The sequence below is a fragment of the Prolinoborus fasciculus genome, assembly GCF_056724605.1.
The window spans coordinates 1-11,888 of the sequence record NZ_JBWZQN010000042.1 but is presented as its reverse complement, the minus strand read 5'-3'; the positions used below and the strand labels follow the sequence as shown (position 1 = coordinate 11,888).

General features: G+C 44.1%; 9 protein-coding genes. 8 read left to right on the top strand and 1 reads right to left on the bottom strand.

The features are described from left to right. The first annotated feature begins 152 nt into the window (after positions 1–152). Positions 153–4,322 (top strand): DNA-directed RNA polymerase subunit beta', encoded by a 4,170-nt coding sequence (gene rpoC, locus AC1P5O_RS10765; protein ID WP_016806867.1) that lies wholly within the window; start codon positions 153–155, stop codon positions 4,320–4,322. Between the two features lie 201 nt (positions 4,323–4,523). Then, on the top strand, positions 4,524–4,889 hold the full coding sequence (locus tag AC1P5O_RS10760) for a glycine zipper domain-containing protein (protein ID WP_005102830.1): 366 nt from the start codon (positions 4,524–4,526) through the stop codon (positions 4,887–4,889). A 57-nt stretch (positions 4,890–4,946) separates the two neighbouring features. Here AC1P5O_RS10760 and AC1P5O_RS10755 read toward each other — a convergent pair whose 3' ends face one another. After that, a complete protein-coding gene (locus tag AC1P5O_RS10755) occupies positions 4,947–5,474 on the bottom strand; it encodes a DUF4442 domain-containing protein (RefSeq protein WP_318270542.1) in 528 nt (175 codons plus the stop codon). Between the two features lie 84 nt (positions 5,475–5,558). On the opposite strand from AC1P5O_RS10755, the gene AC1P5O_RS10750 reads away from it, so the two are divergent. The 6 genes from AC1P5O_RS10750 to AC1P5O_RS10725 all read left to right on the top strand — a co-directional run bounded on the left by AC1P5O_RS10750 (position 5,559) and on the right by AC1P5O_RS10725 (position 11,778). Further along, positions 5,559–6,440 (top strand): alpha/beta fold hydrolase, encoded by an 882-nt coding sequence (locus tag AC1P5O_RS10750; protein WP_005250467.1) that lies wholly within the window; start codon positions 5,559–5,561, stop codon positions 6,438–6,440. 100 nt (positions 6,441–6,540) lie between these two features. Then, positions 6,541–7,905, top strand: a complete 1,365-nt coding sequence (locus tag AC1P5O_RS10745) for a Na+/H+ antiporter family protein (RefSeq protein ID WP_004278603.1) — start codon at positions 6,541–6,543, stop codon at positions 7,903–7,905. Positions 7,906–8,236: 331 nt separating this feature from the next. Beyond that, the gene (locus AC1P5O_RS10740; protein ID WP_005108067.1) at positions 8,237–8,827 is read left to right on the top strand and encodes an OmpW/AlkL family protein; all 591 of its coding nucleotides are present in this window, start codon (positions 8,237–8,239) and stop codon (positions 8,825–8,827) included. A gap of 176 nt (positions 8,828–9,003) precedes the next feature. After that, positions 9,004–9,348, top strand: coding sequence for a lysozyme inhibitor LprI family protein (locus AC1P5O_RS10735; protein WP_499006014.1), 345 nt, complete (start codon positions 9,004–9,006; stop codon positions 9,346–9,348). A gap of 163 nt (positions 9,349–9,511) precedes the next feature. Further along, a complete protein-coding gene (gene htpG / locus AC1P5O_RS10730; protein ID WP_005102849.1) occupies positions 9,512–11,431 on the top strand; it encodes a molecular chaperone HtpG in 1,920 nt (639 codons plus the stop codon). Between the two features lie 194 nt (positions 11,432–11,625). After that, the gene (locus AC1P5O_RS10725) at positions 11,626–11,778 is read left to right on the top strand and encodes a hypothetical protein (RefSeq protein WP_348941978.1); all 153 of its coding nucleotides are present in this window, start codon (positions 11,626–11,628) and stop codon (positions 11,776–11,778) included. Positions 11,779–11,888 lie beyond the last annotated feature (110 nt).

The window sequence follows — 11,888 nt, the reverse complement described above, 5'->3', positions numbered from 1 at the left end:
TGATAAAGAGGGGCTTCCCCCCTTAACAAAGGGGGATTGAGGGGGATTCTTGGGATTCCCAATTCAGTTAAAAAACAATATTTGTGACCCAGTTGTTGAGTGAAAATCTCCACAACACACGGAGAAAAAAATTGAAAGACTTGCTCGATATCATGCGCAAAAAGACGGATTCAGACGGTCATGCTCCAGTAGAGTTTGACCGCATCCGTATTGGTCTTGCGTCACCAGAAATGATTAAGTCATGGTCTCACGGTGAAGTTAAAAAGCCAGAAACCATTAACTATCGTACGTTCAAGCCTGAACGTGATGGTTTGTTCTGTGCCAAAATCTTTGGTCCAGTGAAAGATTACGAATGCTTGTGTGGTAAATACAAGCGTATGAAATACAAAGGCGTCATTTGTGAAAAATGTGGCGTTGAAGTAACAACTGCGAAAGTTCGTCGTGAACGTATGGGTCACATCGAGCTGGCATCTCCAGTTGCACACATCTGGTTCTTGAAATCATTGCCTAGCCGTATCGGTCTATTATTAGACATGACGCTACGTGATATTGAACGTGTATTGTATTTCGAATCTTATGTAGTGACCGATCCGGGTATGACTCCATTTGAGAAATACCAGCTTCTAAACGATGAAGAATACTTCAATGCATTAGAAGAACACGGTGATGAATTCACAGCGAAAATGGGTGCTGAAGCGGTTCAAGACTTGTTGAAAGACATCGATCTTGAAGCTGAAATTGCGCGTCTTCGTGAAGAAATTCCTGTTACAACTTCAGAAACCAAGCTGAAAAAAGCGTCTAAGCGTTTGAAGTTGATGGAAGCATTCAACGATTCGAACAACAAGCCAGAATGGATGGTGTTAACTGTACTTCCAGTTCTTCCACCAGATCTACGTCCGCTTGTACCACTTGAAGGTGGTCGTTTCGCGACTTCTGACCTGAACGATCTTTATCGTCGTGTGATCAACCGTAACAACCGTTTGAAGCGTCTTCTTGACCTTGCAGCGCCAGACATCATCGTACGTAACGAAAAACGTATGTTACAAGAGTCTGTAGATGCATTGCTGGATAACGGTCGTCGTGGTCGTGCAATTACCGGTTCGAACAAGCGTCCGCTTAAATCTTTGGCAGACATGATCAAAGGTAAGCAAGGTCGTTTCCGTCAAAACTTACTTGGTAAGCGTGTTGACTACTCTGGTCGTTCGGTAATTACTGTTGGTCCAAACCTGCGTTTGCATCAATGTGGTCTTCCGAAGAAAATGGCACTTGAACTGTTCAAGCCATTCATTTTCGCGAAACTACAAGCTTCTGGTCAAGCAACTACCATTAAAGCTGCGAAGAAAATGGTTGAGCGTGAAACCCCAGAAGTTTGGGACGTTCTTGCTCACGTGATTCGTCAACATCCAGTAATGTTGAACCGTGCGCCAACACTTCACCGTCTGGGTCTTCAAGCATTTGAACCGATCCTGATCGAAGGTAAAGCGATCCGTCTACACCCACTCGTATGTGCTGCGTTTAACGCCGACTTCGATGGTGACCAAATGGCGGTACACGTACCATTAACACTTGAAGCTCAGCTTGAAGCTCGTGCGTTAATGATGTCGACGAATAACATCTTGTCTCCAGCGAATGGTGAGCCAATCATCGTACCGTCTCAGGACGTTGTCTTGGGCTTGTATTACATCACGCGTGATGCAATCAATGCCAAAGGTGAAGGCATGGTGTTCGCGGATACTCACGAAGTAAACCGTGCACTGGCAACAGGTCAGGTTGATCTACACGCTCGCGTTAAAGCACGTGTACACCAGACTGTCATCGACGAAGACGGTAACCGTGAACAGCAAACCATTATTGTAGATACGACGCCTGGTCGCTGCCTGCTTTGGGAAGTTGTACCTGAAGGGATGGATTTCCAGCAAATTAACGTTGAGATGACCAAGAAAAACATCTCGAAGTTAATTAACTCTTGCTACCGTAAATTGGGTCTGAAAGATACTGTTATCTTCGCTGACCAATTGATGTACTTGGGCTTCCGTCAGGCGACGCGTTCAGGTGTATCTGTCGGTATGGAAGACATGGTTATTCCACCGCAAAAACAAGCAATTATTGGTAAAGCGGAAGCTGAAGTTCGTGAAATCGAACAACAGTTCGAACAAGGTTTCGTAACTGCCGGCGAACGTTATAACAAAGTGGTCGATATTTGGGCACGTACCAATGACCAGGTTGCTAAAGCGATGATGGACAACTTGTCTTTCACTACTGTGAAGAACAAACAGGGTGAAGACGAGAAGCAAAAATCATTCAACTCGATCTACATGATGTCTGACTCGGGTGCCCGTGGTTCGGCAGCTCAGATTCGTCAGTTGGCGGGTATGCGTGGTTTGATGGCGAAGCCGGATGGCTCGATCATTGAAACCCCAATTAAAGCGAACTTCCGTGAAGGTTTGACCGTACTTCAGTACTTCATCTCGACACACGGTGCGCGTAAAGGTTTGGCCGATACAGCACTGAAAACTGCGAACTCGGGTTACTTGACTCGTCGTTTGGTAGACGTTGCGCAGGACTTGGTTATTACCGAGCCAGATTGTGGTACTTATGACGGTCTGGTAATGACTCCGTTCATTCAAGGTGGCGATGTCATCGAAAACCTGGGTGCACGAGTATTGGGTCGTGTGGTTGCTGAAGATGTGAAACGTGTAGGTACAGACGAAGTTCTGCTTCCACGTAATACGTTAATTGACGAGAAACTGGCAACGTTTATCGAAAGCCAAGGTGTCGACGAAATTAAAGTACGTTCAGTCGTGAACTGTGCGTCTACCTTCGGTGTATGTGCGAAATGTTACGGTCGTGACCTAGCACGCGGTCACCAGGTGAACCCGGGTGAGTCTGTTGGTGTAATGGCAGCTCAATCGATTGGTGAGCCAGGTACACAGTTAACGATGCGTACCTTCCACGTCGGTGGTGCTGCGAGCCGAACTTCTGCTGCAAACAGTGTACAAGTTCGTAACCAAGGTACAGTACGTTTCCACAACGTGAAAACAGTACAACATGCCAAAGGTCATTTGGTGTCGACTTCACGTTCAGGTGAAATCGGTATTGCGGATGATTTAGGTCGTGAGCGCGAGCGCTATAAACTGCCTTACGGTGCGTCTATCTTGCTGAAAGATGGCGAAGCTGTAGAAGCAGGCGGTATTGTGGCGACTTGGGATCCGCATACACATCCATTGGTAACAGAAGTTGCTGGTAAAGTACGTTTCAGCCAGATTGCTGATGGCGTGACGGTTACTTCTAAAACTGATGATGCAACAGGTATGTCAACCATCGAAATCTTGCCAGTGACTTCACGTCCTGCGTCAGGTAAAGATTTGCGTCCTGCTGTTGTGTTGGATACCGTTGATGGTGGTGAACAGTTCTACTTCCTGCCACAGAACACGATTCTTTCTGTTCGCGATGGCGAAACGATTGGTGTCGGTGATGTCATCGGTCGTGTACCACAAGAAACTTCACGTACCCGTGATATTACCGGTGGTCTGCCGCGTGTAGCTGACTTGTTCGAAGCACGTAAGCCGAAAGAGCATGCAATCCTTGCAGAAGTGTCGGGTGTTGTAAGCTTTGGTAAAGAGACCAAAGGTAAGAACCGTCTGGTGATTACGCCGGATGATGGCTCTGAGATTTATGAAGAGCTGATTCCGAAATGGCGTACCATTAACGTGTTCGAAGGCGAACATGTGAACCGTGGTGAAACTATTTCTGATGGTCCACAGAACCCGCACGATATCTTACGTTTGAAAGGCGAAGTTGCGCTTACAAACTACATCGTGAACGAAGTTCAGGACGTATACCGTCTGCAAGGTGTAAAAATCAACGACAAGCATATTGAAGTCATCGTACGTCAAATGCTGCGTAAAGTTGATATCACTGATGGCGGCGATACCAGCTTCATCAAAGGCGAACAAGTGGATTACATCCGCGTTGTTCAAGAAAACCAAGCAGTTCTTGCACAAAACAAGTTCCCTGCGAAGTTTGAACGTCAATTGATGGGTATTACCAAAGCATCGCTTTCTACTGACTCGTTCATCTCTGCTGCATCGTTCCAGGAAACCACGCGTGTGTTAACTGAAGCGGCTGTAACAGGTAAAGAAGATGATTTACGCGGTTTGAAAGAGAATGTGGTTGTAGGTCGTCTGATCCCAGCGGGTACAGGTTTGGCTTACCACCTGGAGCGTCGTCGTCAAGAAGCAGAAGCTGCAGAATTTGAACTGCACAATGACTTCTCTGATGTAGACCAAGCTCTAAGTCAGGCATTTAACGAAGAATTCTAATTCGAGTTAAAGCTGAGAAAAGAGACGCCTTCGGGCGTCTTTTTTTGTCTGAAATTTATAAATAAGACATCTTGAACAGAAGAATAATCCATTGATATTTACAAAACTCAGCAGGAATACCGAGAGAAGTAACACGCTACAGATTTTAGTTTCATAAAATGAAGATAAGCTTAATTAAAGCAAGACAGGAAGGCCAAGGTCATGAAAAAATTAATGGGTGTTATGGCAGTTGCCACTCTTTCCACCTTTATGTTGGCGGGTTGTGAAAGTATGTCTGCCAATGAGCAACGGATCGGTGCTGCGGCCCTTGGTGGTGCAGTCGGTGGTGGTGTTGGTAATAAAGTCGGCGGTGGCGTTGGTGCAGCTGTTGGTGGTGGTGCCGGTGCGGCAGCGGGTAGTAAATCCCAAGGCGGTTCAAATCGTAATGCGACCTATAGTGGTGTAGGTGGTGCTGTTGGTTCAGCAGTCGGTAAAAGCATCTTCGGTGGTAACGCGGGTGCTGCAATTGGTGGTGCAATCGGTGGTGGTGCCGGTGCTGCGATTGAACAGGATAACCGTCGTCGTTAAGTCGAAAGTCATTTCAGATTTAGCTAGATTTAAAAGCGCCAATGTGGCGCTTTTATCTTATTTAGGAGCGTTAATTTTCCCTTTGCTCTGTTTCCGCCGGATATATACCGTTTTTTCTACTTCGGCAATTCTGAACCCGGCTTCATCATAAATATTCAGCTGATAATGCCGATACACTGGCGCGTTGTCAGTCGCCAGATTGATAATCGTGGCAATTTCTTCAGCAGAAATCCGAATGTCTGCTACCACTGTACCGCGACCCGGTGCCAAAAACTGAATGCTGGCGCCTTTATCCCAGACCAGGTATTTCGGCCCCAAATGATGCATCAGCAATAACATATAAAAGGGATCGACCATTGAATACAGGCTGCCACCAAAATGCACACCGACAATATTCTGGTTCTTACGGGTCAGCGGCATTTTGACCCGAACGTGATAATTATTAAAATCAATCTTATCAATTTCAATGCCTGCACCACGATAAGGGGCATAGCGGTTCAGAATAAATTTTGAAACCAGAGGCAGTTTTTGAATTTTCTGGAATAGGCTCATACTGACATTCTTTTTGCGGCTGTGATTATGCATACTAGAGCAACAAAAATGCGCTGGCATTGATCAATCATGCCGATTTATAAACTAAGTGGTCAATAACAAAAACAGGATCAAAAGATGGAAATGCACATGCAATGGGTCGATACCACGGATCAGCAGCGTCTTTGTGTCAAAACTTATGGACAATCCGAACAACCGGCATTGGTGCTGGTTCACGGCTATCCCGATCATCAGGCAGTTTGGGAGCCAGCCATTGCTCATTTGAGTCAGGATTACTTTGTTGTGACTTATGATGTCCGTGGCGCAGGTGAGTCCAGTATTCCCAAAAAAATCTCCGATTACCGCTTGGCCCGTTTAAGTCAGGATCTGGAAGAGGTGGTGAACGAAATATTGCCGAATCGTGCTTTTCATCTGGCCGCGCATGACTGGGGTTCAATTCAGTCCTGGGAATCCGTCACCGGTCCACGCTTTAAAGGACGAATTCTGTCTTATAGCACCTTGTCTGGGCCATGTCTGGATCATGCCGCTTTCTGGATGCGTGAACAGTTCCAGCAAAACAAAGCAAAATTCTTAAAGCAAATGAGTAAGTCTTGGTATATCGCGATGTTTCAGTTGCCTTTAGTGGCGCCATTGGCCTGGAATTTTTTTAATCCGCAGCGTTGGGCCAAGATCGTGCAGCAAATAGAAAGACGGGATGATCTGCCACTCAACCCGCATATTGTCAAAGATGGAAAATATGGTGTGAACCTGTATCGGGCCAATTTTTTGCCACGTTTGACTCAACCACGGCAGCGTTTCGCCATCTGTCCGGTACAGGCGATTGTGCTGAAATATGACCAGTTTGTCGGGCCAGATCTGGTTGATGAAATGTCAAAATGGGTGGATGATTTCTCGAAAGTAGAACTGGCTGCCAATCACTGGGCGATCCTGAGTCAACCGGAGCAAGTGGCTCAATTGATTGATGAGTTTATTCAGCGTAAATCTGCTGACATTCATTGACAGGCCACTCCGCGAAACATGACCCGACCAGAAAAAAGTGGCGGAATTTTTATCCGTATTTTCTGATAAAATAGCCGCTTTCTCTCTATTCCGATTCATTATGTTCGCAATTCTTGCTGCTATTGGAGTCATGTTCGGACTCTCGTTGGCACGTGTACCTGTGGTTTTTGCCCTGGTCATTGGTGCTGTTACAGGTGGTTTATTGGCAGGTCTAGGCCTGCAGGGAACCTTGGACGCGTTTAACAATGGCTTGGGTGGTGGTGCTAAAATTGCCTTGGCTTATGGTATTTTAGGTGCATTTGCTTTGGCTCTGGCACGTTCGGGTTTACCGGATTTGCTAGCCTATAAAATGATCAGTACCTTAAAAGGTGAGGCCGATTTTAAAGCGCAAAACCGGGTGAAATATCTGATCTTTTTCACAGTCGCCATTGCTGCCGTGTTCTCGCAGAACGTTATTCCCGTGCATATTGCCTTTATTCCGGTACTGATTCCGCCACTATTGGCTGTATTTAACCACTTAAAGCTCGACCGTCGTTTGATTGCCTGTTTGCTGACCTTTGGTCTGGTAGGCACCTATATGCTGATTCCGGTCGGTTTTGGTGCCATCTTCCTGAATGACATTCTGGGTCATAACATCAATACCTTTGGTAAACCATACGGATTTGAAATTAGCTATGACCAGATTCCATCTGCGATGGCAATTCCAGTATTCGGGATGTTTGTAGGCTTATTGGTGGCGATCTTTATTAGCTATCGCAAACCACGTCAATATCAAGATATTCATGTCCAGGAACAGCAAAGTATTTCTGCTGAATTGGGTGTGGCTGAGCAGGTTAAACCGCAGATTGCCAAATTTACCATCTGGATGGCAGGTCTTGCAGTTATTGCCACATTGGCGGTACAGCTTTATTCAGATTCGATGATTCTGGCCGGTCTGGTCGGTGTCGCGATCCTGAGTTGTGCCGGCATTTTCAAATGGAAAGAAGCCGATGATGTGATCATTACTGGTATGCGCATGATGGCGCTGGTTGGCTTTATCATGATTGCAGCACAAGGCTTTGCCGCGGTGATTGAAGCGACTAATCAGGTACCAACCTTGGTTGAAGCATCAGTGAACTGGATTGGTGATAGTCAGGCACTGGCCGCATTTCTGATGCTGTTGATTGGTTTGCTAATTACCCTAGGCATTGGTTCGTCTTTCTCAACCATTCCCATTCTAGCGATTATTTATGTACCGCTGTGTATCCAGTTCGGTTTTAGCCCTGCGGCGACCATTGCGATTATCGGAACTGCAGCAGCTTTGGGTGATGCCGGTTCTCCAGCTTCGGATTCAACTTTAGGCCCAACTTCTGGTCTGAATATGGATGGTCAGCATGATCATATGAAGGATAGTGTGATTCCAACCTTCATTCACTTTAATATTCCGTTAATGATTTTTGGCTGGATTGCAGCCATGGTTCTGTAAGTCAATTTCAATCTGCTCTGATATCTATTGGAGCAGATTCATCTGGATTTAAAATAAATAATAAGATGTATTTAAAATATATGTTTAAATAAAAATTAATATAAACCTGATTATTTTACTCTGAATAAAGCCATATTTATCTGATTAATATACTTGGTATTTAAAACCAACCAATTCAGTAAATTTAAAATAAATAACTTTTTAAATCAATATTTTAAATAATAATTTAAAATTAGTTTTATAATCCTTATTGCATATTATTTTCCCTCGTGTTTATTATTAATTAAGATTTATTTTCTTAATAATTATTCTTCCTGTGGGGTATTTTAAAATGTTAAAGCAAGCTGCTCTAATTGCATTAATGGGTCTTTCTGCATCTGCGATGGCAGGTCAATGGCAGGTGAAAGTTGGTGCCAGTTCTTTAGCACCATCAAGTGACACTGAAATTGCACCAGGTTTAGTCGTAGAAGCGGATCAAGAATATGGTTTTACGCCATCGGTTGAATACTTTTTTAATGACAATATCTCTGCAGAACTTTTATTAGCTACGCCATTTAATCACGACATTTCTGCTCAGGGTCTAGGGAAAATTGCCAAGATTAAGCATCTTCCACCCACAATTACCGCTAAATATAACTTTAAAAATGCAACACGTTTTACGCCATATATTGGTGTAGGTGGCACAGCTTTTATTGCTTGGGATGAAGAAGGTCTGGCTAAAGATGTGAAAGAGGAATTTGGTTTGGCAGGTCAGGTTGGCTTTAATTATCAGCCAGCCGATGCCAAAAACTGGGGAGTATTTGCTGACGTGCGCTATGCAGATTTGAGTCCTGAAGTGACTTTAGATGATGCTGATAATACTAAATTCGACTTGAATATTGATCCTTGGGTTTACACGATCGGTTATAGCTACAAGTTCTAAATTCTAGTCTTGCTTAATAAAAAAGCCTCATCTTGAATGAGGCTTTTTTTTTCAAAATAACAACGATTTATAACTTATTGAAATTGAGCAGATCGGCAATGTTCAACTATATTAAAATGAATAAAGTAAATATTAATTGAATACGACTTAATAATTGAATAATAAGGAAGATCAGCATGAAGTTTTTAAGCCAAGGTATTGTGATCTTCTTCAGCCTGCTGGTAGGGTCTACCTATGCGGCAAGTTTTGATTGTCAGAAAGCTGAAACCGTGACAGAGAAAGCGATTTGTGAACATCGCCTGCTCAATGATGCCGATGTCAAGATGAGTATCAGCTATCATATTTTACGTCGTATGGTGCCTATGGGAACCCGCTCGGTGATCCAGCGCGATCAGGTGAAATGGCTACAGTTTCGTGACCGCTGTCAGGAATCTGTGTCCTGTCTGAGTCAAGTCTATAATATGCGCCAGCAGCAAATAGACCTGCAATTTCAACGTATTTATAAGCTTGGGCCTTATTAAGGCTTAAACTTAAGCCTTTACAAATGCAAGCCAGATCAGATCAAGCGATCCTTTATAAAATATCTTGAGAAAAAATATACAACTGGCTATTGAAAATTTAGTAACTCACTCCATTCATATAGGCAACAGTATTGACCTGTATTTAAAATAAAAGGAGTGATTAATGAGCGAGTCTAGCGCACAAAAACATAGTTTCCAGGCTGAAGTGGCTCAGTTACTACATCTCGTGACCCATTCGCTTTATTCAAACCCTGAAATTTTCCTGCGCGAATTGATCTCGAATGCCTCAGATGCATGTGACAAATTACGTTTTGAAGGGATTAACCATCCTGAATTTTATGAAAATGATCCTGATCTGCGCGTTCGTGTCAGTCTGGATGCAGACAATAAAACCATTACCATTTCAGACAACGGGATTGGCTTAAGCGAGCAGGAAGCTATTGATAATTTAGGGACTATTGCCAAATCAGGCACCAAAGACTTTATGTCCAAACTGACCGGCGATCAAAAAGCCGATGCTCAATTGATTGGCCAGTTTGGTGTCGGTTTCTATTCCGGCTTTATTGTGGCTGACAAGATTACGGTAGAATCGCGTCGTGCCGGCACAGATGTCTCTGAAGGCGTACGCTGGATTAGTGGAGGAACCGGTGAGTTCGAAGTTGAACAGATCACGAAACAAGGACGTGGTACTGATATTATTCTGCATCTGCGTGACGATGCGCTGGATTATCTGCAAAGCTATAAAGTGAAGCAGATTATCAATAAATATTCAGACCACATCAGCCTGCCAATCCAGATGCAAAAAGAAGTCTGGCAGGAAGAAGAAGCGGCTGAAGGCGAAACCTCTAAAGGCGGCCAGTATGTCAAAACTGATGAGTGGGAAGTCATTAACTCGGCCAGCGCATTATGGACTCGTAACAAGTCTGAAATCACTGAAGAGCAGTATGTCGAGTTCTACAAGAACTTGAGCCATGATTTCGCAGCGCCATTGGCTTGGGCGCATAACCGGGTTGAAGGCAGCACTGAATATACCCAGTTATTATATATTCCAAGTAAAGCGCCACATGATATTTTCACCCGTGAATCCAAAGCGGGTATCAAACTGTATGTGAAACGTGTGTTCATTATGGATGATGCGGATAACCTGATTCCAAACTACCTGCGCTTTGTGCAAGGTGTGGTGGACAGTGCCGATCTGCCATTGAACGTGAGCCGTGAATTACTGCAAGAAAGCCGTGATGTAAAAACCATCCGTGAAGGCAATACCCGCCGTATCCTGACCATTTTGGATAATCTGGCTAAATCTGAAGATGAAAAAGATCAGGCAAATTTCAAGACCTTCTATCAGGAATTTGCTTCAGTATTGAAAGAAGGTCTGGGCGAAGATTTCAGTAACCGTGAACGTATCTTAAAACTGCTGCGTTATGCGACGTCGACCAATGATGAAGTCAGCACATCATTGGCAGACTATAAAGCACGTATGAAAGATGGGCAGAAAGCCATTTATTATGTGACTGCAGATAGTCTGAATGCTGCGAAAAATTCACCACAACTGGAACTGTTCAAGAAAAAAGGCATTGAAGTTCTGTTGATGACCGAACGCGTGGATGAATGGGCGATGAACTTCGTGAATGAGTTCGATGGTACGCCTTTGCAAAACGTGTCTAAGGGTGCGGTTGACTTAGGTGACCTTCAGGATGCAGAAGAGAAGAAAGCCCTTGAAGAAGCCGCAGCCCAGTTTAAACCGGTGGTGGATAAGTTGACGGATTCATTAAAAGACAAGACCAAAGAAGTGCGGGTGACGACGCGTCTGGTCGATTCTCCGGCTTGTCTGGTGACTGGCGAAGGTGAATTGTCTCCACAGCTGATTCGTATGCTGAAAGATGCGGGTCAACCTGTGCCAGATATCAAGCCGATTCTGGAAATTAACCCGGGACATCCGTTGGTGAAAAAACTGGATGGCTCAGCGCAGTTTGATGATCTGGCCAATGTGATCTTCGACCAAGCGGTGATTGCAGAAGGTGGATTACCAGAAAATCCTGCTGAATATGTCAAGCGCATTAATAGTTTGCTGCTTGCTTAAGTGCTGATATATTGAATGAGAAAATCCCTCTTCGGAGGGATTTTTTATGCCTGCTTCATTTTTCATTTCTAGAAATGATCTGGAAAAACGATAGTGAAGATAAAAAAATCCCTGCGGATTTTAAATCTGAATTTTAAATTAATACTGGTTTTTTGATTTATAATTACGATCATTAAGTAAGGAGAGAGAATGTTATGAAATCTAAGCTGATGATCAGTATGGGCGCTGTAATCCTGATGTCGATGAGCCAAGTTAGTCTAGCGGCACCTGCTGCAGAAAAAATGGTACGCACAGATCGAATCAGTTTTTATAAAGTTGCGAAAGTAGAGGTGTTAGCGGCAGTGTAAAAATGACCCCCTAATGGCATTTAAAAACTGACCCCCTTGGTTAATATAGCGGTCATTTTGGACTGCTCAATATGTTAACTTTGGAGCAAGCAGTGACAATCCAAATACTT